This is a genomic window from Pseudomonas panipatensis, from assembly GCF_900099785.1.
Taxonomy (GTDB): Bacteria; Pseudomonadota; Gammaproteobacteria; order Pseudomonadales; family Pseudomonadaceae; genus Pseudomonas; species Pseudomonas panipatensis.
On the sequence record NZ_FNDS01000002.1, the window covers coordinates 770191 to 789643 of the forward strand.

General features: G+C 59.5%; 32 protein-coding genes. 1 reads left to right on the forward strand and 31 read right to left on the reverse strand.

From position 1 onward, the window contains the following. The first annotated feature begins 23 nt into the window (after positions 1 to 23). The gene (uvrA, locus tag BLQ74_RS07700) at positions 24 to 2879 is read left to right on the forward strand and encodes an excinuclease ABC subunit UvrA (protein WP_090261952.1); all 2856 of its coding nucleotides are present in this window, start codon (positions 24 to 26) and stop codon (positions 2877 to 2879) included. A 70-nt stretch (positions 2880 to 2949) separates the two neighbouring features. Here the strand turns inward: uvrA and bfr are convergent, their stop codons facing one another. From bfr to BLQ74_RS07855, 31 genes are all read right to left on the reverse strand, one after another. Then, positions 2950 to 3414 (reverse strand): bacterioferritin, encoded by a 465-nt coding sequence (bfr, locus tag BLQ74_RS07705; protein WP_090261953.1) that lies wholly within the window; start codon positions 3412 to 3414, stop codon positions 2950 to 2952. 145 nt (positions 3415 to 3559) lie between these two features. Continuing rightward, positions 3560 to 5008 carry a catalase KatA gene (gene katA, locus BLQ74_RS07710; protein WP_090261954.1) on the reverse strand — a complete coding sequence of 483 codons (1449 nt, stop codon included), beginning with the start codon at positions 5006 to 5008 and terminating at the stop codon, positions 3560 to 3562. Between the two features lie 272 nt (positions 5009 to 5280). Then, positions 5281 to 5670: a 50S ribosomal protein L17 gene (rplQ, locus tag BLQ74_RS07715; protein ID WP_090261955.1), complete on the reverse strand. Its 390-nt coding sequence runs from the start codon at positions 5668 to 5670 to the stop codon at positions 5281 to 5283. Between the two features lie 43 nt (positions 5671 to 5713). After that, the gene (locus tag BLQ74_RS07720) at positions 5714 to 6715 is read right to left on the reverse strand and encodes a DNA-directed RNA polymerase subunit alpha (protein ID WP_090261956.1); all 1002 of its coding nucleotides are present in this window, start codon (positions 6713 to 6715) and stop codon (positions 5714 to 5716) included. A gap of 22 nt (positions 6716 to 6737) precedes the next feature. Then, positions 6738 to 7358 carry a 30S ribosomal protein S4 gene (gene rpsD / locus BLQ74_RS07725; protein ID WP_090261957.1) on the reverse strand — a complete coding sequence of 207 codons (621 nt, stop codon included), beginning with the start codon at positions 7356 to 7358 and terminating at the stop codon, positions 6738 to 6740. A 16-nt stretch (positions 7359 to 7374) separates the two neighbouring features. Next, the gene (rpsK, locus tag BLQ74_RS07730; RefSeq protein ID WP_003093689.1) at positions 7375 to 7764 is read right to left on the reverse strand and encodes a 30S ribosomal protein S11; all 390 of its coding nucleotides are present in this window, start codon (positions 7762 to 7764) and stop codon (positions 7375 to 7377) included. An 18-nt stretch (positions 7765 to 7782) separates the two neighbouring features. Next, entirely contained in the window at positions 7783 to 8139 is a 357-nt protein-coding gene (gene rpsM, locus BLQ74_RS07735) for a 30S ribosomal protein S13 (RefSeq protein ID WP_090261958.1), read from the reverse strand. Between the two features lie 130 nt (positions 8140 to 8269). Beyond that, positions 8270 to 8386 (reverse strand): 50S ribosomal protein L36, encoded by a 117-nt coding sequence (gene rpmJ, locus BLQ74_RS07740; protein WP_002555468.1) that lies wholly within the window; start codon positions 8384 to 8386, stop codon positions 8270 to 8272. Between the two features lie 29 nt (positions 8387 to 8415). Then, positions 8416 to 9747, reverse strand: coding sequence for a preprotein translocase subunit SecY (gene secY / locus BLQ74_RS07745; protein WP_090261959.1), 1332 nt, complete (start codon positions 9745 to 9747; stop codon positions 8416 to 8418). Then, the gene (rplO, locus tag BLQ74_RS07750) at positions 9748 to 10182 is read right to left on the reverse strand and encodes a 50S ribosomal protein L15 (protein ID WP_090261960.1); all 435 of its coding nucleotides are present in this window, start codon (positions 10180 to 10182) and stop codon (positions 9748 to 9750) included. 3 nt (positions 10183 to 10185) lie between these two features. Next, complete coding sequence (gene rpmD / locus BLQ74_RS07755; RefSeq protein WP_003093696.1) at positions 10186 to 10362, reverse strand: 50S ribosomal protein L30; 177 nt, start codon at positions 10360 to 10362, stop codon at positions 10186 to 10188. Between the two features lie 2 nt (positions 10363 to 10364). After that, positions 10365 to 10865, reverse strand: a complete 501-nt coding sequence (gene rpsE / locus BLQ74_RS07760; RefSeq protein WP_090261961.1) for a 30S ribosomal protein S5 — start codon at positions 10863 to 10865, stop codon at positions 10365 to 10367. A 3-nt stretch (positions 10866 to 10868) separates the two neighbouring features. Further along, positions 10869 to 11219, reverse strand: coding sequence for a 50S ribosomal protein L18 (gene rplR / locus BLQ74_RS07765; RefSeq protein ID WP_090261962.1), 351 nt, complete (start codon positions 11217 to 11219; stop codon positions 10869 to 10871). A gap of 10 nt (positions 11220 to 11229) precedes the next feature. Beyond that, the gene (gene rplF / locus BLQ74_RS07770; RefSeq protein WP_090261963.1) at positions 11230 to 11763 is read right to left on the reverse strand and encodes a 50S ribosomal protein L6; all 534 of its coding nucleotides are present in this window, start codon (positions 11761 to 11763) and stop codon (positions 11230 to 11232) included. An 11-nt stretch (positions 11764 to 11774) separates the two neighbouring features. Further along, positions 11775 to 12167 (reverse strand): 30S ribosomal protein S8, encoded by a 393-nt coding sequence (rpsH, locus tag BLQ74_RS07775; protein ID WP_090261964.1) that lies wholly within the window; start codon positions 12165 to 12167, stop codon positions 11775 to 11777. Positions 12168 to 12353: 186 nt separating this feature from the next. Further along, the gene (gene rpsN / locus BLQ74_RS07780) at positions 12354 to 12659 is read right to left on the reverse strand and encodes a 30S ribosomal protein S14 (RefSeq protein ID WP_084313380.1); all 306 of its coding nucleotides are present in this window, start codon (positions 12657 to 12659) and stop codon (positions 12354 to 12356) included. A 13-nt stretch (positions 12660 to 12672) separates the two neighbouring features. After that, positions 12673 to 13212: a 50S ribosomal protein L5 gene (gene rplE / locus BLQ74_RS07785; protein WP_090261965.1), complete on the reverse strand. Its 540-nt coding sequence runs from the start codon at positions 13210 to 13212 to the stop codon at positions 12673 to 12675. Positions 13213 to 13231: 19 nt separating this feature from the next. Further along, positions 13232 to 13546: a 50S ribosomal protein L24 gene (gene rplX, locus BLQ74_RS07790; protein WP_084313381.1), complete on the reverse strand. Its 315-nt coding sequence runs from the start codon at positions 13544 to 13546 to the stop codon at positions 13232 to 13234. A 12-nt stretch (positions 13547 to 13558) separates the two neighbouring features. After that, positions 13559 to 13927, reverse strand: a complete 369-nt coding sequence (gene rplN, locus BLQ74_RS07795; protein ID WP_003093714.1) for a 50S ribosomal protein L14 — start codon at positions 13925 to 13927, stop codon at positions 13559 to 13561. A 16-nt stretch (positions 13928 to 13943) separates the two neighbouring features. After that, positions 13944 to 14210 (reverse strand): 30S ribosomal protein S17, encoded by a 267-nt coding sequence (gene rpsQ, locus BLQ74_RS07800; RefSeq protein ID WP_090261966.1) that lies wholly within the window; start codon positions 14208 to 14210, stop codon positions 13944 to 13946. Positions 14211 to 14212: 2 nt separating this feature from the next. Then, positions 14213 to 14404, reverse strand: a complete 192-nt coding sequence (gene rpmC / locus BLQ74_RS07805) for a 50S ribosomal protein L29 (protein ID WP_003093720.1) — start codon at positions 14402 to 14404, stop codon at positions 14213 to 14215. Then, complete coding sequence (gene rplP / locus BLQ74_RS07810; protein WP_009617163.1) at positions 14404 to 14817, reverse strand: 50S ribosomal protein L16; 414 nt, start codon at positions 14815 to 14817, stop codon at positions 14404 to 14406. Before rplP ends, rpmC begins: the two co-directional genes overlap by 1 nt. An 11-nt stretch (positions 14818 to 14828) precedes the next feature. Further along, positions 14829 to 15515: a 30S ribosomal protein S3 gene (gene rpsC, locus BLQ74_RS07815; RefSeq protein WP_015475326.1), complete on the reverse strand. Its 687-nt coding sequence runs from the start codon at positions 15513 to 15515 to the stop codon at positions 14829 to 14831. A gap of 13 nt (positions 15516 to 15528) precedes the next feature. Continuing rightward, positions 15529 to 15861: a 50S ribosomal protein L22 gene (gene rplV / locus BLQ74_RS07820; RefSeq protein ID WP_003103908.1), complete on the reverse strand. Its 333-nt coding sequence runs from the start codon at positions 15859 to 15861 to the stop codon at positions 15529 to 15531. A gap of 12 nt (positions 15862 to 15873) precedes the next feature. Continuing rightward, positions 15874 to 16149 carry a 30S ribosomal protein S19 gene (gene rpsS / locus BLQ74_RS07825; protein WP_015475324.1) on the reverse strand — a complete coding sequence of 92 codons (276 nt, stop codon included), beginning with the start codon at positions 16147 to 16149 and terminating at the stop codon, positions 15874 to 15876. Positions 16150 to 16165: 16 nt separating this feature from the next. Next, positions 16166 to 16987, reverse strand: a complete 822-nt coding sequence (gene rplB, locus BLQ74_RS07830) for a 50S ribosomal protein L2 (RefSeq protein ID WP_090261967.1) — start codon at positions 16985 to 16987, stop codon at positions 16166 to 16168. A gap of 11 nt (positions 16988 to 16998) precedes the next feature. Beyond that, positions 16999 to 17298: a 50S ribosomal protein L23 gene (rplW, locus tag BLQ74_RS07835; protein ID WP_015475322.1), complete on the reverse strand. Its 300-nt coding sequence runs from the start codon at positions 17296 to 17298 to the stop codon at positions 16999 to 17001. Further along, positions 17295 to 17897 carry a 50S ribosomal protein L4 gene (rplD, locus tag BLQ74_RS07840; protein ID WP_090261968.1) on the reverse strand — a complete coding sequence of 201 codons (603 nt, stop codon included), beginning with the start codon at positions 17895 to 17897 and terminating at the stop codon, positions 17295 to 17297. The genes rplW and rplD overlap by 4 nt, the downstream gene beginning before the upstream one ends. A gap of 14 nt (positions 17898 to 17911) precedes the next feature. After that, the gene (gene rplC / locus BLQ74_RS07845) at positions 17912 to 18547 is read right to left on the reverse strand and encodes a 50S ribosomal protein L3 (RefSeq protein ID WP_009617147.1); all 636 of its coding nucleotides are present in this window, start codon (positions 18545 to 18547) and stop codon (positions 17912 to 17914) included. Between the two features lie 82 nt (positions 18548 to 18629). Further along, complete coding sequence (gene rpsJ, locus BLQ74_RS07850; protein WP_003243886.1) at positions 18630 to 18941, reverse strand: 30S ribosomal protein S10; 312 nt, start codon at positions 18939 to 18941, stop codon at positions 18630 to 18632. A gap of 158 nt (positions 18942 to 19099) precedes the next feature. Beyond that, positions 19100 to 19453, reverse strand: a 354-nt coding sequence (locus tag BLQ74_RS07855) for an EF-Tu C-terminal domain-related protein (protein ID WP_090261969.1), incomplete at its 5' end; no start/stop codon positions are given.

Here is a 19453-nt window from a genome sequence, read left to right on the forward strand (position 1 = left end):
TTCGCCCGCCATGCGAGGCCGCTGTGGACAAGATCCTCATCCGTGGGGCACGTACCCACAACCTGAAGAACATCGACCTGACCCTGCCACGCGACAAGCTGATCGTGATCACCGGCCTGTCCGGTTCCGGCAAGTCGTCCCTGGCCTTCGACACCCTCTACGCCGAGGGCCAGCGTCGCTACGTGGAGTCCCTGTCGGCCTATGCCCGGCAGTTCCTCTCGATGATGGAAAAGCCCGACGTCGACACCATCGAAGGGCTCTCCCCGGCGATCTCCATCGAGCAGAAGTCCACCTCGCATAACCCGCGCTCCACGGTCGGCACCATCACCGAGATCTACGACTACCTGCGCCTGCTCTACGCGCGGGTCGGCATCCCGCGCTGCCCGGACCACGACATCCCGCTGGAAGCACAGACCGTCAGCCAGATGGTCGACCAGGTACTGGCCCTGCCGGAGGGCCGCAAGCTGATGCTGCTGGCCCCGGTGATCCGCGAACGCAAGGGCGAGCACCTGGCGGTGTTCGAGGAAATGCGCGCCCAGGGCTTCGTCCGCGCCCGCGTCAACGGCAAGCTCTACGAACTGGACGAACTGCCCAAGCTGGACAAGCAGAAGAAGCACTCCATCGACGTGGTGGTGGACCGTTTCAAGGTGCGCGCCGACCTGCAACAGCGCCTGGCCGAATCCTTCGAGACCGCGATCAACCTGGCCGACGGTATCGCGCTGGTTGCGCCGCTCCCCGACGAAGACAACAAAGAACAGGGCGAAGAAGTCGAGGAGATGATTTTCTCCGCGCGTTTCGCCTGCCCGATCTGCGGCCATTCGATCAGCGAGCTGGAACCCAAGCTGTTCTCCTTCAACAACCCGGCCGGCGCCTGCCCGACCTGCGACGGCCTGGGTGTGAAGCAATTCTTCGACGCGCGCCGCGTGGTCAACGGCGAACTGACCCTGGCCGAGGGCGCCATCCGCGGCTGGGACCGGCGCAACGTCTATTACTTCCAGATGCTCGGTTCGCTGGCCCAGCACTATGGTTTCAGCCTGGAAGAGCCCTTCGAGGAGCTTTCCGCCGAACACCAGAAAATCATTCTGTCCGGCTCGGGACGGGAGAACGTCGACTTCCGCTACCTCAACGATCGCGGCGACATCGTCAAGCGTGCCCACCCCTTCGAGGGCATCCTGCCGAACCTGGAGCGCCGCTACCGCGAAACCGAGTCGATGACCGTCCGCGAAGAGCTGGCCAAGTTCCTCAGCACCCAGCCCTGCCCTGACTGCCACGGCACTCGCCTGCGCCGCGAAGCCCGCCACGTCTGGGTCGGCGACAAGACCCTGCCGGCGGTCACCTCGATGCCCGTGGGCGCGGCCTGCGACTACGCCGCCGGCCTGTCGCTGACTGGCCGGCGCGGCGAGATCGCGGCGAAGATCCTCAAGGAAATCCGCGAGCGCCTGCAGTTCCTGGTCAACGTCGGCCTCGACTACCTGACCCTCGACCGCAGCGCCGACACCCTGTCCGGCGGCGAAGCCCAGCGCATCCGCCTGGCGAGCCAGATCGGCGCCGGCCTGGTGGGCGTCATGTACATCCTCGACGAGCCCTCCATCGGCCTGCACCAGCGCGACAACGAGCGCCTGCTCGGCACCCTCACCCACCTGCGCAATCTGGGTAACACGGTGATCGTCGTCGAGCACGACGAAGATGCCATTCGCCTGGCCGACTACGTGGTCGACATCGGCCCCGGCGCCGGCGTGCATGGCGGGCAGATCGTCGCCGAAGGCACCCCGGCAGAAGTGATGGCGCACCCCGACTCGCTGACCGGCAAGTACCTCTCCGGGCGCATGAAGATTGCCGTCCCGGCGCAGCGCACCCCGCGCGACAAGAAAAGGCTGCTCAAACTCAAGGGCGCGCGTGGCAACAACCTGCAGAACGTCAACCTGGAAATCCCGGTCGGCCTGTTCACCTGCATCACCGGGGTCTCCGGCTCGGGCAAATCGACGCTGATCAACAACACCCTGTTCCCGATCACCGCCACTGCCCTGAATGGCGCGACCACCTTGGAAGTCGCGCCCCACGACAGCTTCGACGGCCTGCAACACCTGGACAAGGTGGTCGACATCGACCAGAGCCCGATCGGCCGCACGCCGCGCTCCAACCCGGCGACCTACACCGGGCTTTTCACGCCGATCCGCGAGCTGTTCGCCGGTGTTCCCGAGGCGCGTTCGCGCGGCTATGGGCCGGGGCGTTTCTCCTTCAACGTCAAGGGCGGCCGCTGCGAAGCCTGTCAGGGCGACGGCGTGATCAAGGTGGAGATGCACTTCCTGCCGGACATCTACGTGCCCTGCGACGTCTGCAAGGGCAAGCGCTACAACCGCGAGACGCTGGAGATCCGCTACAAGGGCAAGAGCATCACTGAAGTGCTCGACATGACCATCGAGGACGCCCGCGTCTTCTTCGACGCAGTCCCGGCACTGGCACGCAAGCTACAGACCTTGATCGACGTGGGCCTGTCCTACATCAAGCTGGGGCAGAGCGCGACCACCCTGTCCGGCGGCGAGGCGCAACGGGTCAAGCTGTCCCGCGAGCTGTCCAAGCGGGATACCGGCAAGACCCTGTACATCCTCGACGAGCCGACCACCGGCCTGCACTTCGCCGACATCCAGCAACTGCTCGACGTACTGCATCGTCTGCGCGACCACGGCAATACCGTGGTGGTGATCGAGCACAACCTGGACGTGATCAAGACGGCCGACTGGCTGGTCGACCTCGGCCCCGAGGGCGGCTCCAAGGGCGGCCAGATCATCGCCACCGGCACGCCGGAGCAAGTCGCTGAGATGGCGCAATCGCACACCGGGCACTTCCTCAAGCCACTGCTGGAGCGCGACCGGGCCTGACCGCCGCGCCACGAAAAAGCCCCTGGCGCCGCAAGGCACCAGGGGCTTTTCAGTGGAATCGCAGCGAGGCTCAGATCTGCGACTGCAGGTAGTTTTCCAGGCCCATCTTGGCGATCAGCCCGAGTTGCTGCTCCAGCCAATAGGCATGGTCTTCCTCGGTGTCGGCCAACTGCGCGCGCAGAATTTCACGGCTAACGAAATCCTTGTGCTTCTCGCAGAGGGCGATGCCCTTGGCCAGCGCGGCACGCACCTGGCGCTCTAGCTTGAGATCGGCCTCGAGCATCTCCGGCACGCTGGTCCCAGGGTGAATGTCGTCCGGACGCATGCGCGGCGTGCCTTCCAGCAGCAGGATGCGGCGCAGCAAAGCGTCGGCGTGCTGGGTTTCCTCTTCCATTTCGTGGTTCAGGCGCTCATAGAGCTTGCTGAAACCCCAGTCCTCGTACATGCGCGAGTGAATGAAATACTGGTCGCGCGCCGCCAGCTCGCCGGTCAGCAACGTGTTGAGATACTCGATAACCTCGGCATGACCTTGCATCGGCCTACTCCCTGAAACCTGACAGCGAATTGAAGGGCGCCATGGTCGCCAGCGCCCCGCGACGGGTCAAGCCCGCGCCCATCACGGAGGCACGCCGCGTGAAAAAAAGCCGCCCTCGCGGACGGCTTATCCACAGCCAGGCGGATCAGCTCATTTTCAGGCCGAGCGCCTTGGCGACACCCTCACCGTATTCCGGATCGACCTTGTGGAACAGTGCCACCTGACGACGCTGAATCTCTTCGGGCACTGTACCGAGATCGCCGGCGATGTTGGCGTAGAGCCGCTCCTTCTGTGCCGCGTCGAAGAGCCGGAACAATGCAGCCGGTTGGCTGTAGTAGTCATCGTCCACCCGATGGTTCCAGTGATCGGCGGCGCCTTCCAGGGACAGCGGCGGTTCGGAGAAGTCCGGCTGCTGTTGCCAGTGCCGGAAGCTGTTGGGCTCGTAGCTGACCGCCAGGTCGGCGTTGTTGCCGTCGGTGCGCATGGCGCCATCGCGGTGATAGATGCGCGGGTTGTTACGCGCGGCATTCACCGGAATCTGGTGGTGGTTGACGCCCAGGCGGTAGCGGTGCGCATCGCCATAGGAGAACAGCCGGCCCTGGAGCATCTTGTCGGGGGAGAAGCCGATACCGGGAACCACATTGGCCGGGCTGAAGGCGGATTGCTCGACCTCGGCGAAGTAGTTCGCCGGATTGCGATTCAGCTCGAAGTAACCCACCTCGATCAACGGATAGTCGCCATGCGGCCAGACCTTGGTGAGGTCGAACGGATTGTAGCGGTAGGTCGCGGCTTCCTTCTCCGGCATTACCTGGACGAACAGCTTCCAGCGTGGGTAGTCGCCACGCTCGATGGCGTCGTAAAGGTCCCGCTGCGAGCTCTCGCGATCCTCACCGATCAGCTTGGCGGCTTCCTCATTACTGAGGTTCTCGATGCCTTGCTGGGACTTGAAGTGGAACTTGACCCAGAAGCGCTCGTTCTTCGCATTGATGAAACTGAAGGTGTGGCTACCGAAGCCATGGATGTGACGGTAGCTACGCGGCAGGCCACGGTCGCTGAAGTCGATGGTGAGCTGGTGCAAGGCTTCCGGCAGGTGCGAGAAGAAGTCCCACTTATAGGTGGCGTTACGCAGGTTGGTGCGCGGGTCGCGCTTGACCACGTGATTGAGGTCGGGGAATTTCAGCGGGTCACGGAAATAGAACACTGGCGTGTTGTTCCCGACCAGGTCCCAATTGCCTTCCTCGGTGTAGAACTTCAGGGCGAAACCACGGATATCCCGCTCGGCATCAGCCGCCCCTCGTTCACCGGCGACGGTGGAAAAGCGCAGGAACAGGTCGGTCGTCTTGCCGACCTGGGAAAACAGCTTGGCGCGGGTGTAGCGGGTAATGTCGTGCGTGACGGTGAAGGTGCCATAGGCAGCGGAGCCCTTGGCGTGCATGCGGCGTTCCGGGATGACTTCGCGATCGAAATGGGCGAGCTTCTCAAGGAACCAGACATCCTGCAGCAGCAGGGGGCCTCGGGAGCCTGCGGTCTGCACGTTCTGATTGTCCGGGACCGGTGCTCCTGCAGCGGTCGTCAGGCGGGTGGTATCGCTCATGGTGTCTCTCCTCAACAACGGTTTCGTCAATCGAGCGCAACGGAACACGGAACCAGTAAGCCTGGTACAGATTCGCTATTTCGCCAGCGAAGCTGCGGTGCTGCCGGGACTCGATCCTGCTAGTCGATCCAGTAGTGACCGGACCGGCACAGGTTCGATGATCGTGATGAATGAAACCAATTTATTGAGCGCAACGACCCAATAGAAATTCTCTTTATTACAAGCAATAAAAAACCGGGCCGAAGCCCGGTTTTTCATGAGAGGCAGTCGCCTTACTCGGCAGCGTCTACAACTTCGCCGCCGACCGGACGATCAACCAGCTCGACATACGCCATGGGGGCGTTGTCGCCAGCGCGGAAACCGCACTTGAGGATGCGCAGGTAGCCACCCGGACGGTTGGCATAGCGCTTGCCCAGGTCGTTGAACAGCTTGCCAACGGCAGCTTTCGAACGGGTACGGTCGAAAGCCAGACGACGGTTGGCGACGCTGTCTTCCTTGGCCAGGGTGATCAGCGGCTCGGCAACGCGACGCAGTTCCTTGGCCTTGGGCAGGGTGGTTTTGATCAGTTCGTGTTCGAACAGCGACACAGCCATGTTCTGGAACATAGCCTTGCGGTGCGCGCTGGTGCGGCTCAGGTGACGACCACTTTTACGATGGCGCATTGTTCAATTCCTTTCCAAACTTTACGTTCGGTAGCTACGACGATCAGGCAGTGGCCTTGTCGTCTTTCTTAAGACTTGCCGGCGGCCAGTTGTCGAGGCGCATACCGAGGGACAGACCGCGAGAGGCCAGAACGTCCTTGATTTCGGTCAGGGACTTCTTGCCCAGGTTCGGAGTTTTCAACAGCTCTACTTCGGTACGCTGAATCAGGTCGCCGATGTAGTAGATGTTCTCCGCCTTCAGGCAGTTGGCCGAACGGACGGTCAGCTCAAGATCGTCGACCGGACGCAGGAGGATCGGATCGATCTCGTCTTCCTGCTCTTCCACGACCGGCTCGCTGTCGCCCTTGAGGTCCACGAACGCTGCCAGCTGCTGTTGCAGGATGGTAGCGGCGCGGCGGATAGCCTCTTCGGGGTCCAGGGTGCCGTTGGTTTCCAGGTCAAGGACCAGCTTGTCCAGGTTGGTACGCTGTTCGACACGGGCGTTTTCGACCACGTAGGCAACACGACGTACGGGGCTGAACGAGGCGTCGAGCTGCAGACGGCCGATGCTACGGCTTTCGTCTTCATCGCTCGAACGAGCATCAGCCGGCTCGTAGCCACGGCCACGAGCGACTTTCAGCTTCATGTTCAGCGCGCCGTTATCAGCCAAGTGGGCGATAACATGGTCACCGTTGACGATCTCGACATCATGATCCAGCTGAATATCGGCAGCGGTCACCACACCCGAGCCCTTTTTCGCCAGGGTCAGCGTCACTTCGTCACGGCCGTGCAGCTTGATGGCCAGACCTTTCAGGTTGAGCAGGATCTCGATGACGTCTTCCTGCACACCTTCGATCGCGGAGTACTCATGGAGTACGCCATCGATCTCGGCCTCGACCACTGCACAGCCAGGCATGGAGGACAACAGGATGCGACGCAGCGCGTTGCCCAGGGTATGGCCAAAACCGCGCTCGAGAGGCTCGAGCGTGATCTTGGCACGGGTCGGACTGACCACCTGCACATCAATGTGGCGGGGGGTCAGGAACTCATTTACCGAACTCTGCATGGATGCACCTATTTTCTAGCCCTTACTTGGAGTAGAGCTCGACAATCAGGTTTTCGTTGATGTCGGCGGACAGATCGGCGCGAGCCGGAACACTTTTGAAGGTGCCGGACTTCTTGTCGGAATCCACTTCGACCCACTCAACGCGACCGCGCTGAGCGCACAGATCCAGGGCTTGAGCGATACGCAGCTGATTCTTCGATTTCTCGCGAACAGCAATGACGTCGCCAGCTTTAACCTGGTAGGACGGAACGTTTACGGTCTGACCGTTGACGCTGATGGTCTTGTGCGACACCAGCTGACGGGATTCGGAACGAGTGGAACCGAAGCCCATACGATAGACGACGTTGTCCAGGCGGCACTCGAGGATCTGCAGCAGGTTTTCACCTGTGGAGCCCTTGCGGCGGGACGCTTCCTGATAGTAACCACGGAATTGACGCTCCAGAACGCCGTAGATACGACGAACTTTCTGCTTCTCACGCAGCTGCAGACCGTAGTCCGACAGGCGACCACGGCGCTGGCCGTGTTGACCCGGGACGTTTTCGGCCTTGCACTTGGAGTCGAGGGCGCGGGCGCCGCTCTTCAGGAACAGGTCGGTGCCTTCACGGCGAGACAGTTTGCACTTGGGACCAATGTAACGAGCCATTTCTCACTGTCTCCTATTACACGCGACGTTTCTTCGGCGGACGGCAGCCGTTGTGAGGGATCGGGGTCACGTCAGTGATGCTGGCGATTTTGTAACCGCAAGCGTTCAGTGCGCGAACAGCCGATTCACGGCCCGGGCCGGGGCCCTTGACGTTTACGTCAAGGTTTTTCAGACCATATTCCAGAGCAGCCTGGCCGGCACGCTCGGCCGCTACCTGGGCAGCGAACGGGGTGCTCTTACGCGAGCCACGGAAACCCGAACCACCGGAGGTAGCCCAGGACAGAGCGTTACCTTGACGGTCGGTGATGGTCACGATGGTGTTGTTGAAAGACGCGTGGATGTGGGCGATCCCATCAACCACCGTCTTTTTGACTTTCTTACGAGGACGAGCAGCAGGTTTTGCCATGACTAAATTCCTAAGCGATTACTTGCGGATCGGCTTACGCGGGCCCTTACGGGTACGCGCGTTGGTCTTGGTACGCTGACCGCGAACCGGCAGACCGCGACGATGACGCAGACCGCGGTAGCAACCGAGGTCCATCAGACGCTTGATGTTCATGTTGATTTCGCGGCGCAGATCACCCTCGGTGGTCAGTTTGCCCACCTCGGTACGCAGCTGATCAATCTGCTCTTCGCTCAGATCTTTGATCTTTGCAGCCGGGCTGATGCCGGTGGCGGCGCAGATGCTCTGTGCAGTAGTGCGACCAACACCATAGATGTAGGTCAGCGAGATAACAGTGTGCTTGTTATCCGGAATGTTTACGCCTGCAATACGGGCCATTCAGAAAAACTCCAATTGACAGCTACCCGGCGCCCAGGAAGCCAAGAAAGGGCGCGGATATTAGCGCTGTAATAACAAATAATCAACCCGGCAGCGCACTAGCTGCCGGGTTATAACGCGTGGTTCACACTCAGCCTTGGCGCTGCTTGTGACGCGGCTCCGCGCTGCAGATCACCCGCACGACACCTTCGCGGCGGATGATTTTGCAGTTACGGCACAGCTTCTTAACCGATGCACGAACTTTCATCAGTGACTCCTACTAACCTTACGGGCCGGTCAGCGCAGCAAGCCGCTGCCATAACCCTTCAGGTTGGCCTTCTTCATGAGGGATTCGTACTGGTGAGAAACGAGGTGCGATTGTACTTGGGCCATAAAGTCCATCACAACCACGACCACGATCAGCAACGAGGTCCCGCCGAGGTAGAACGGAACGTGGGCAGCCACCACCAGGAACTGGGGCAACAGGCACACCGCCGTCATGTACAGGGCACCGAACATGGTCAAACGGGTCAACACGCCATCGATATAGCGAGCCGACTGTTCGCCCGGACGAATACCCGGAATAAATGCACCGGACTTCTTGAGGTTTTCCGCCACGTCCTTGGGATTGAACATCAGCGCTGTATAGAAGAAGCAGAAGAAAACGATCCCTGCACTAAACAGCAGAATGTTCAGCGGCTGCCCAGGAGCAATCGCTTGCGCAATGTCCTGCAGCCAACCCAGGCCCTCCGACTGACCGAACCAGGCGCCCAAGGACGCCGGGAACAGCAGAATGCTGCTGGCGAAAATCGCGGGAATGACGCCCGCCATGTTCACCTTCAACGGCAGATGGCTGGTCTGCGCGGCAAACACCTTGCGACCTTGTTGGCGCTTGGCGTAATGCACGGCAATACGGCGCTGACCACGCTCGATGAACACCACGAACGCGATGATCGCAACGGCCAACAGGCCGACAGCGATCAGGGCGAAGATGTTGATGTCACCTTGACGGGCGGACTCGAAAGACTGCCCGACGGCGCGCGGCAAGCCGGCAACGATACCGGAGAAGATCAGCATGGAGATGCCGTTACCGACACCCCGCTCAGTGATCTGCTCGCCCAGCCACATCATGAACAGCGCACCAGCCACGAAGGTGGTGACTGCCACGAAGTAGAAGCCGAAGTCATTGGAGAAGGACACACCCTGGCTACCCAGACCAACGGCCATGCCGATAGCTTGGACAAGCGCCAGGATGACAGTCCCGTAACGGGTGTACTGGCTGATCTTGCGACGCCCAGACTCACCCTCTTTCTTCAACTGCTCCAGCTGCGGGCTGATAGCGGTCATGAGCTGCATGATGATCGACGCCGAAATGTACGGCATGATCCCCAGCGCAAAGATACTCATGCGCTCCAGCGCGCCGCCGGAAAACATGTTGAAGAGGCTAAGAATGGTCCCCTCGTTCTGCCGGAACAGTGCCGCCAAGCGATCAGGGTTGATGCCCGGAACTGGGATGTGCGCGCCGATCCGATAGACGATGATCGCCAGGAATAGGAAACGCAGACGTGCCCAGAGCTCGGAAAGACCACCACCGTTGCTCAGCGCAGAGAGAGCACCTTGCTTAGCCATTTAGTCCTCGAATTTGCCGCCAGCTGCTTCGATGGCCGCACGCGCACCTTTGGTGGCGGCGATACCTTTCAGGGTGACCGCGCGAGTAACGTCGCCGGACAGCATGACTTTCACACGCTGTACGTTCTGGTTAATCACGTTGGCATCCTTCAGGGTCTGCAGGGTGACGACATCGCCTTGCACCTTGGCCAGCTCGGAGGTACGCACTTCTGCGCGATCCATAGCCTTCAGGGAGACGAAGCCGAACTTCGGCAGACGACGGTGCAGAGGCTGCTGACCGCCCTCGAAGCCCGGAGCAATGGTGCCACCGGAGCGGGAGGTCTGACCTTTGTGACCACGGCCACCAGTCTTACCCAGACCGCTACCGATGCCACGGCCCGGACGGTGCTTCTCGCGACGGGCACCCGGCGCGGAACGCAGATCGTTCAGTTGCATGGATTAACCCTCCACACGCAGCAGGTAGTAGGCCTTGTTGATCATGCCGCGGTTTTCAGGAGTGTCCTGAACTTCAACGGTATGATTGATGCGACGCAGGCCGAGACCCTTGACGCAAGCCTTGTGATTGGCCAGACGGCCGTTCAGGCTCTTGACCAGAGTGACTTTGACAGTTGCCATGGTTAGAGAATCTCCTCGACGCTCTTGCCACGCTTGGCCGCTACCGACTCAGGGGACTGCATGTTCTTCAGGCCCTTGAAGGTTGCGTACACCACGTTCACCGGATTGGTGGAGCCGTAGCACTTAGCCAGAACGTTCTGCACACCGGCCACTTCCAGGACAGCACGCATGGCGCCGCCGGCGATGATACCGGTACCTTCCGAAGCCGGCTGCATGTACACCTTGGAGGCGCCATGAGCGGACTTGGTCGGGTACTGCAGGGTGGTGCCGTTCAGATCAACCTGGATCATGTTGCGGCGAGCGGCTTCCATTGCTTTCTGGATGGCGGCCGGCACTTCACGCGCCTTGCCACGACCGAAACCAACACGACCTTTACCATCGCCGACCACGGTCAGAGCGGTGAAGGCGAAGATACGGCCACCTTTTACGGTTTTGGCGACGCGGTTAACTTGAACCAGCTTCTCGATGTAGCCTTCGTCGCGCTTTTGCTCGTTGTTTGCCATAACTTAGAACTCCAGACCGCCTTCGCGAGCGGCATCAGCCAGGGCCTTGATACGGCCGTGGTACTTGAAGCCAGAACGGTCGAACGCCACCTGAGTGACGCCGGCAGCCTTGGCGCGTTCGGCGACCAGTTGACCAACTTTCTTGGCTGCCTCGATGTTGCCGGTGGCACCTTCGCGCAGATCCTTGTCGAGGGTCGAGGCGCTGGCCAGGACCTTGCCGCCGTCGGCCGCGATGACCTGGGCGTAAATGTGCTGGGAGGAGCGGTACACACAAAGGCGTACGGCTTCCAGCTCGCGCATCTTCAGGCGTGCCTTGCGAGCGCGACGCAGACGGGTTTCTTTCTTGACGCTCATTTGCTATGCCCTACTTCTTCTTGGCTTCTTTACGAAGGACGACTTCGTCGGCGTAACGCACGCCTTTGCCTTTGTACGGCTCCGGCGGACGGAAGTCGCGAATTTCCGCAGCAACCTGGCCGACCAGCTGCTTGTCGATGCCCTTGATCAGGATATCGGTCTGGCTGGGGGTTTCGGCTACGATGCCGGCGGGCAGTTCGTAATCAACCGGGTGGGAGAAGCCGAGAGCCAGGGACAGCACTTGGCCTTTGGCCTGCGCCTTGTAACCAACGCCGACCAGCTGGAGCTTGCGCTCGAAGCCTTGGCTGACGCCGATCACCATGTTGTTGACCAGAGCGCGGGTGGTACCGGCCATGGCACGGGTCTGCTGGTCGCCGTTACGCGCAGCGAAACGCAGCTCACCGTTGTCCTGAATGACTTCTACGGATGGGTGAACCTTCAGTTCCAGAGCGCCTTTGGCGCCTTTTACCGAAAGCTCCTGGCCAGCCAGCTTGATTTCAACGCCGGCAGGCAGCTTGACGGGGTTCTTAGCAACGCGAGACATGCTGATTCCCCTTAGAACACAGTGCAGAGCACTTCGCCACCAACGCCAGCGGCACGAGCAGCACGATCAGTCATCACACCCTTGTTGGTGGAAACGATCGAGACACCCAGACCACCGCGAACTTTCGGCAGCTGATCTACGGACTTGTACTGGCGCAGGCCAGGACGGCTGATTCGCTTAACTTCTTCGATGACAGGCTTGCCTTCGAAGTACTTCAGCTCGATGGACAGCAGCGGTTTGGCTTCCGCGCTGATCTGATAGTCCGCAATGTAACCTTCGTCCTTGAGGACTTTGGCTACTGCCGCTTTCAGCTTGGAAGACGGCATGCTCACGACGGTCTTCTCAGCCATCTGGGCATTACGGATGCGAGTTAGCATGTCTGCTAACGGGTCCTGCATACTCATGGGCTTAACGCTCCTGATACAAAAGATAAGCCTTTAACTTCACTCGCCCACAAAACGCCAGGCGAAATAGACCCAGGCTCAGGGGAGCCGGGTATTCTAGAGATCGCTCAAAAACGAATCAAGCCCCGGAGAGGGGCTTGATTCGCTAAGCGATCAACGGAGCCGTCTCCGACTCCGTTTCGGGACTTACCAGCTGGCTTTCACCAGGCCAGGTACGTCACCGCGCATCGCAGCTTCACGCAGCTTGTTACGGCTCAGGCCGAACTTGCGGTAGAAGCCGTGCGGACGACCAGTCAGACGGCAACGGTTACGCAGGCGGCTGGCGCTTGCGTCACGCGGTTGCTTCTGCAGGGCGACCTGCGCATTCCAACGCTCTTCCGCGGTGGAGTTCGGGCTAGCGATGATCGCTTTCAGCTCGGCACGCTTTTTGGCGTACTTGGCTACCGTCAGCTGACGCTTCAGCTCACGGTTTTTCATGCTCTCTTTTGCCATGTTCCTACTCCAATCAGTTGCGGAACGGGAAGTTGAAGGCGCGCAGCAGAGCGCGACCTTCATCGTCCGTACGGGCGGTGGTGGTCAGGGTGATGTCCATACCGCGCAGAGCATCGATCTTGTCGTAGTCGATTTCCGGGAAGATGATCTGCTCTTTCACGCCCATGCTGTAGTTGCCACGACCATCGAAGGACTTGGCATTCAGGCCGCGGAAGTCACGCACGCGCGGCAGGGAGATGGAGAGCAGACGATCCAGGAACTCGTACATACGGTCGCCACGCAGGGTGACCTTGACGCCGATCGGCCAGCCTTCACGAATCTTGAAGCCAGCGATGGACTTACGTGCGTAAGTCACGATCGGTTTCTGGCCAGCGATCTTCTCGAGATCGGCTACAGCGCTTTCGATGACTTTCTTGTCGCCGACAGCTTCGCCCAGACCCATGTTGAGGGTGATTTTGGTAACGCGCGGAACTTCCATCACGTTCGCCAGCTGAAGCTCTTGCTTCAGCTTGGGCGCGATTTCCTTCCGATAAATTTCTTTCAATCGTGCCATGGTGATCTACCTAGCTCCCTCAAGCCTGAACCGGTTTCTGGGTCGACTTGAAGACACGAATTTTCTTACCGTCTTCTACCTTGAAACCAACGCGGTCAGCCTTGCTGGTTTCCGGATTGAAGATGGCGACGTTGGAGACGTGCAGAGGCGCCTCCTTCTCGACGATCCCGCCTTGCTGGTTGAGCATGGGATTAGGCTTGGTGTGGCGCTTGATCAGGTTCACACCGCCAACGACCAGGCGGTCGTCAGCGAGAACTTTCAGCACCTTGCCACGCTTGCCCTTGTCCTTGCCGGCAATGACGATGACTTCGTCGTCACGACGAATTTTTTGCATGACGGCTACTCCTTACAGCACTTCAGGGGCAAGCGAGACGATCTTCATGAACTTCTCGGTACGAAGTTCACGAGTCACCGGCCCAAAGATACGGGTGCCGATAGGCTCCTGCTTGTTGTTCAGCAGGACTGCGGCGTTGCCGTCGAAGCGAATGATGGAACCGTCGGTACGACGTACGCCGTGCTTGGTGCGAACGACCACGGCAGTCATGACCTGGCCCTTCTTCACTTTGCCGCGCGGAATCGCTTCCTTGACGGTGACCTTGATGATGTCGCCAATGCCGGCGTAGCGGCGGTGGGAACCGCCGAGCACCTTGATGCACATTACGCGACGCGCGCCGCTGTTATCAGCGACATCGAGCATGGATTGAGTCTGAATCATCTTCTATCTCCGACCCTTAGACTTCCACCGCGCGCTCGACGATATCAACCAGGGTCCAGGCCTTGGTTTTGGCCAGCGGACGGGTTTCGCGGATGGTGACCAGGTCACCAACGCGGCACTGATTGGTTTCGTCGTGGGCGTGCAGTTTGGTCGAACGCTTCACGTATTTGCCGTAGATCGGGTGCTTGACGCGACGCTCGATCAGAACGGTGACGGTCTTGTCCATCTTGTCGCTGACGACGCGGCCGGTCAGCGTACGGACGGTTTTCTGAGCTTCAGCCATGATCACTTACCTGCTTGCTGATTGAGCACAGTTTTGACGCGAGCGATATCGCGCTTCACCTGCGAGAGCAGGTGGGACTGCCCCAACTGGCCAGTTGCTTTCTGCATACGCAGATTGAACTGGTCGCGCAGCAGGCCGAGCAGTTGCTCGTTCAGCTGCTCCACGGATTTTTCACGAAGTTCATTCGCTTTCATCACATCACCGTCCGCTTAACAAAGGAGGTGGCGAGCGGCAGCTTTGCAGCAGCCAGGGCGAATGCCTCACGCGCCAGCTCTTCGGAAACACCCTCGATCTCGTACAGGACCTTGCCCGGTTGAATCTGGGCTACCCAGTACTCGACGCCGCCCTTACCTTTACCCATACGAACTTCGAGGGGCTTTTTGGTAACCGGCTTGTCAGGGAATACGCGGATCCAGATCTTGCCGCCACGTTTCACGTGACGGGTCAGCGCACGACGTGCGGACTCGATCTGGCGCGCGGTGAGACGGCCACGGCTGGTCGCCTTCAGAGCGAACTCGCCGAAGCTGACTTTGCTACCGCGATGAGCCAAGCCACGGTTGTGGCCGGTCATTTGCTTGCGGAACTTCGTACGCTTAGGTTGCAGCATTTGCGTACTCCTTACTTAGCAGCTTTTTTACGAGGAGCGGGCGCTACCGGCTTCAGCTCTTCCTGGCGGCCACCAATGACCTCACCTTTGAAGATCCAAACCTTCACACCGATCACACCGTAGGTGGTGTGCGCTTCGTAGGTTGCATAGTCGATATCGGCACGCAGGGTGTGCAGGGGCACACGACCTTCGCGATACCATTCGGTACGAGCAATTTCAGCGCCGCCCAAACGACCACTCACCTGGATCTTGATGCCCTTGGCACCAATACGCATGGCGTTCTGTACGGCGCGCTTCATGGCGCGACGGAACATTACGCGGCGTTCCAGCTGCTGAGCTACGCTCTGCGCAACCAGCATACCGTCGAGTTCCGGCTTGCGGATCTCTTCGATGTTGATGTGCACCGGCACACCCATTTGCTTGGTCAGGTCCTGACGCAGCTTCTCAACATCTTCACCTTTCTTGCCGATCACGATGCCGGGACGAGCGGTGTGGATGGTGATGCGTGCGGTTTGTGCCGGACGATGGATATCGATACGGCTTACGGACGCGCTTTTTAGTTTGTCTTGGAGGTACTCACGGACCTTCAGGTCGGCAAACAGATAGTCGGCATAAGTGCGCTTATCCGCATACCAAACAGAGGTGTGCTCCTTGACGATACCCAGGCGAATGCCATTGGGATGTACTTTCTGACCCATCTGATCGACTCCGTTACTTGTCCGCAACCTTGACCGTGATATGGCAAGACCGCTTCACGATGCGATCAGCACGGCCTTTGGCGCGCGGCATGATGCGCTTGAGCGAACGACCTTCGTTGACGAAGACGGTGGACACCTTGAGGTCATCCACATCAGCGCCTTCGTTGTGCTCAGCGTTGGCAACAGCCGACTCCAGCACTTTCTTCATGATCTCGGCGGCTTTCTTACTGCTGAAAGCCAGGAGGTTGAGCGCTTCGCCCACCTTCTTCCCGCGGATCTGGTCGGCGACCAAGCGGGCTTTCTGGGCGGAGATACGAGCGCCCGACAGCTTAGCGGCTACTTCCATCTTCCTTACCCCTTAACGCTTGGCTTTCTTGTCCGCAGCGTGCCCACGATAAGTGCGGGTAGCAGCGAACTCGCCGAGTTTGTGACCAACCATGTCTTCGTTCACGAGGACCGGCACGTGTTGACGGCCGTTGTGAACAGCGATGGTCAGACCAACCATATGCGGCAGAATCATCGAACGGCGCGACCAGGTCTTGATCGGTTTGCGATCGTTCTTTTCCACCGCCACTTCGATCTTCTTCAACAGGTGAAGATCGATAAACGGACCTTTTTTCAGAGAACGCGGCACTGTCGTATCCCTCTATTTACTTGCGGCGACGGACGATCATGTTATCGGTACGCTTGTTCGCGCGAGTCTTCTTACCTTTCGTCTGAAGACCCCACGGCGATACCGGATGACGACCAGCAGAGGTACGACCTTCACCACCACCATGCGGGTGGTCGACCGGGTTCATGGCAACACCACGAACGGTCGGGCGAACGCCACGCCAGCGCTTGGCACCAGCTTTACCCAGCGAACGCAGGCTGTGCTCGGAGTTCGAGACTTCGCCCAGGGTCGCACGGCAGTCAGCCAGGACTTTACGCATTTCGCCGGAACGCAGACGCACGGTCACGTAGGCACCTTCGCGGGCTACCAGCTGGGCGGAAGCGCCAGCGGAGCGAGCGATCTGAGCGCCTTTGCCAGGCTTCAGCTCGATACCGTGGATGGTGCTACCAACCGGGATATTGCGCAGCGGCATGTTGTTGCCGGCCTTGATCGGCGCGCCGATACCGGAGATCAGCTGATCGCCAGCTACCACGCCTTTGGGGGCGATGATGTAGCGACGCTCGCCGTCCGCGTATTTCAGCAGAGCGATGTGAGCAGTACGGTTCGGATCGTATTCAACACGCTCGACGATGGCAGGAATGCCATCCTTGTTGCGGCGGAAATCGACCAGACGGTAGTGCTGCTTGTGGCCACCACCGATATGACGAGTGGTGATGCGACCGTTGTTGTTACGGCCGCCCGACTTCGACTTCTTCTCGACCAGCGGTGCGTAGGGAGCGCCTTTGTGCAGCTCCTGATTCACCACTTTGACGACGAAGCGACGACCAGCGGAAGTCGGTTTGCATTTAACGATTGCCATGATGCACCCCTTTACTCAGCGCCAGCTGCGAAATCGAGATCCTGGCCCGGCTGGAGGGCGATGTACGCCTTTTTCCAGTCGTTACGCTTGCCCAGGCCGCGAACGGTACGCTTGGTCTTGCCCTGAACGTTCAGGGTGGTGACGCGACGTACTTTCACGCCGAACAGGCTTTCTACGGCCTTCTTGATTTCCAGCTTGGTTGCATCAGTGGCAACCTTGAAAACGAATTGACTGTTGCCGTCCGCGAGCCCCGTGGCTTTCTCGGAGATATGCGGGCCCAGCAGCACTTTGAATACGCGTTCCTGGTTCATCCCAGCAGCTCCTCGAACTTCTTCACGGCAGACACGGTGACCAGCACCTTGTCGTAGGCGATCAGGCTGACCGGGTCGGAACCCTGGACGTCGCGTACGTCGACGTGCGCCAGATTGCGCGCAGCCAGGTACAGGTTCTCATCGACGCCATCGGTAACGATCAGCACGTCTTTCAGGCCCAGGCCATCCAGCTTGCTAACCAGACCTTTGGTTTTCGGCGCATCGACAGCGAAGTCAGCAACGATAACCAGACGCTCCAGACGAACCAGCTCGGAGAGGATGGAGCGCATAGCAGCGCGGTACATCTTCTTGTTGAGCTTCTGGGAGTGATCTTGCGGTTTAGCGGCGAAAGTGGTGCCGCCGCCACGCCAGATGGGGCTACGGATGGTGCCAGCACGAGCACGACCGGTGCCCTTCTGACGCCACGGCTTCTTGCCACCACCGGAGACTTCGGAACGAGTCTTCTGAGCACGGGTGCCCTGACGACCGCCAGCCATGTAGGCGACGACTGCCTGGTGAACCAGAGTCTCGTTGAATTCGCTACCAAAGGTACGCTCGGAGACTTCGATAGCCTGAGCGCCATTCACATTAAGTTGCATCTCAGCTTCCCCTCTTAACCGCGAGCCTTGGCTGCCGGACGCACGAGCACGTCACCGCCGGTAGCGCCAGGAACAGCACCTTTGACCAGCAGCAGATTACGCTCAGCATCGACACGCACGACCTCAAGGGATTGAACGGTTACGCGCTCAGCACCCATGTGACCGGACATTTTCTTGCCCTTGAACACTCGACCAGGAGTCTGGCACTGGCCGATTGAACCCGGGACGCGGTGGGAAACGGAGTTACCGTGGGTATTGTCTTGACCACGGAAGTTCCAGCGCTTGATGGTACCGGCGTAGCCTTTACCCTTGGATTCACCGGTAACGTCTACCAGTTGACCAGCCTGGAACAGATCGACGGAGATGGAATCGCCAGCCTTGAACTCCTCTTCGCCCAGACGGAACTCCCACACGCCGCGACCGGCGGCGACATTCGCCTTGGCAAAGTGACCGGCTTGCGCCTTGGTCACACGAGAAGCACGACGCTCGCCCGCAGTTACCTGCACAGCGCGATAGCCATCGGTCTCTTCATTTTTGAACTGGGTGACGCGATTCGGCTCGACCTCGATGACCGTGACCGGAATAGAGACACCATCTTCGGTGAAAATACGGGTCATGCCGCATTTACGACCGACAACACCAATTGTCATGTTTTGAACCTCTTTAGTGTACGGGGCTTTCACCCGCTATGGCCGCCCATTTCAGAGCGTTACACGACCAATGCCGAAGGCATTAGCCGAGGCTGATCTGTACTTCGACGCCAGCAGCAAGGTCGAGCTTCATCAGCGCGTCGACGGTTTTGTCTGTCGGCTGAACGATGTCGAGAACACGCTTGTGGGTACGAATTTCGTACTGGTCACGAGCGTCCTTGTTGACGTGCGGGGAAATCAGCACGGTGTAACGTTCCTTGCGGGTCGGCAGAGGAATCGGACCACGCACCTGAGCGCCAGTACGTTTCGCGGTTTCCACGATTTCCTGGGTAGATTGGTCGATCAGGCGATGGTCAAAAGCCTTCAACCGAATACGGATTTGTTGATTTTGCATTTGACCTCAGACTCCAAGTTGCCATTCCCAACGGACGGACTCCGCCCGCTAAAAGGAGGCGCAATTGTACGGATGCCCCCAGGGGGTGTCAATATTTGATCAATGAAACGAAAAAGGGGCCCCAGAGGGCCCCTTTTCCTTACGCACTAGATCAAGGATTACTCGATGATCTTGGCAACCACGCCGGCGCCAACGGTACGACCACCTTCGCGGATAGCGAAGCGCAGGCCGTCTTCCATGGCGATCGGAGCGATCAGGGTGACAACCATTTTCACGTTGTCGCCCGGCATTACCATCTCAACGCCTTCCGGCAGTTCGCAGTTGCCAGTTACGTCGGTGGTACGGAAGTAGAACTGCGGACGGTAGCCCTTGAAGAACGGGGTGTGACGACCACCTTCTTCCTTGGACAGCACGTACACTTCGCACTCGAACTTGGTGTGCGGCTTGATGGTGCCCGGCTTGGCCAGAACCTGGCCACGCTCTACGTCCTCACGCTTGGTGCCACGCAGCAG

Bases quoted from the DNA above. Each gene is read 5' to 3' on its own strand.
- rpmJ (WP_002555468.1), bottom strand. From the start codon at position 8,386: ATGAAAGTTCGTGCATCGGTTAAGAAGCTGTGCCGTAACTGCAAAATC.
- rplO (WP_090261960.1), bottom strand. From the start codon at position 10,182: ATGCAACTGAACGATCTGCGTTCCGCGCCGGGTGCCCGTCGCGAGAAG.
- rpsH (WP_090261964.1), bottom strand. From the start codon at position 12,167: ATGAGTATGCAGGACCCGTTAGCAGACATGCTAACTCGCATCCGTAAT.
- rpsQ (WP_090261966.1), bottom strand. From the start codon at position 14,210: ATGGCTGAAGCTCAGAAAACCGTCCGTACGCTGACCGGCCGCGTCGTC.
- rplR (WP_090261962.1), bottom strand. From the start codon at position 11,219: ATGAGCGTCAAGAAAGAAACCCGTCTGCGTCGCGCTCGCAAGGCACGC.
- rplC (WP_009617147.1), bottom strand. From the start codon at position 18,547: ATGACAATTGGTGTTGTCGGTCGTAAATGCGGCATGACCCGTATTTTC.
- rpsD (WP_090261957.1), bottom strand. From the start codon at position 7,358: ATGGCTCGTTACATTGGTCCCAAGTGCAAACTGTCTCGCCGTGAAGGC.
- rplP (WP_009617163.1), bottom strand. From the start codon at position 14,817: ATGCTGCAACCTAAGCGTACGAAGTTCCGCAAGCAAATGACCGGCCAC.
- rplD (WP_090261968.1), bottom strand. From the start codon at position 17,897: ATGCAACTTAATGTGAATGGCGCTCAGGCTATCGAAGTCTCCGAGCGT.
- rplN (WP_003093714.1), bottom strand. From the start codon at position 13,927: ATGATTCAGACTCAATCCATGCTCGATGTCGCTGATAACAGCGGCGCG.
- rpmD (WP_003093696.1), bottom strand. From the start codon at position 10,362: ATGGCAACTGTCAAAGTCACTCTGGTCAAGAGCCTGAACGGCCGTCTG.
- katA (WP_090261954.1), bottom strand. From the start codon at position 5,008: ATGAGCGATACCACCCGCCTGACGACCGCTGCAGGAGCACCGGTCCCG.
- rplE (WP_090261965.1), bottom strand. From the start codon at position 13,212: ATGGCACGATTGAAAGAAATTTATCGGAAGGAAATCGCGCCCAAGCTG.
- rplW (WP_015475322.1), bottom strand. From the start codon at position 17,298: ATGAACCAGGAACGCGTATTCAAAGTGCTGCTGGGCCCGCATATCTCC.
- rplB (WP_090261967.1), bottom strand. From the start codon at position 16,987: ATGGCAATCGTTAAATGCAAACCGACTTCCGCTGGTCGTCGCTTCGTC.
- rplQ (WP_090261955.1), bottom strand. From the start codon at position 5,670: ATGCGCCATCGTAAAAGTGGTCGTCACCTGAGCCGCACCAGCGCGCAC.
- rpsM (WP_090261958.1), bottom strand. From the start codon at position 8,139: ATGGCCCGTATTGCAGGCGTAAACATTCCGGATAACAAGCACACTGTT.
- rplF (WP_090261963.1), bottom strand. From the start codon at position 11,763: ATGTCTCGCGTTGCTAAGAACCCCGTCAAGCTGCCTGCCGGCGTTGAA.
- rpsK (WP_003093689.1), bottom strand. From the start codon at position 7,764: ATGGCAAAACCTGCTGCTCGTCCTCGTAAGAAAGTCAAAAAGACGGTG.
- rplX (WP_084313381.1), bottom strand. From the start codon at position 13,546: ATGCAAAAAATTCGTCGTGACGACGAAGTCATCGTCATTGCCGGCAAG.
- bfr (WP_090261953.1), bottom strand. From the start codon at position 3,414: ATGCAAGGTCATGCCGAGGTTATCGAGTATCTCAACACGTTGCTGACC.
- rpsN (WP_084313380.1), bottom strand. From the start codon at position 12,659: ATGGCAAAAGAGAGCATGAAAAACCGTGAGCTGAAGCGTCAGCTGACG.
- rpmC (WP_003093720.1), bottom strand. From the start codon at position 14,404: ATGAAAGCGAATGAACTTCGTGAAAAATCCGTGGAGCAGCTGAACGAG.
- secY (WP_090261959.1), bottom strand. From the start codon at position 9,747: ATGGCTAAGCAAGGTGCTCTCTCTGCGCTGAGCAACGGTGGTGGTCTT.
- rpsC (WP_015475326.1), bottom strand. From the start codon at position 15,515: ATGGGTCAGAAAGTACATCCCAATGGCATTCGCCTGGGTATCGTCAAG.
- rplV (WP_003103908.1), bottom strand. From the start codon at position 15,861: ATGGAAGTAGCCGCTAAGCTGTCGGGCGCTCGTATCTCCGCCCAGAAA.
- rpsE (WP_090261961.1), bottom strand. From the start codon at position 10,865: ATGGCAAACAACGAGCAAAAGCGCGACGAAGGCTACATCGAGAAGCTG.
- BLQ74_RS07720 (WP_090261956.1), bottom strand. From the start codon at position 6,715: ATGCAGAGTTCGGTAAATGAGTTCCTGACCCCCCGCCACATTGATGTG.
- rpsJ (WP_003243886.1), bottom strand. From the start codon at position 18,941: ATGCAAAATCAACAAATCCGTATTCGGTTGAAGGCTTTTGACCATCGC.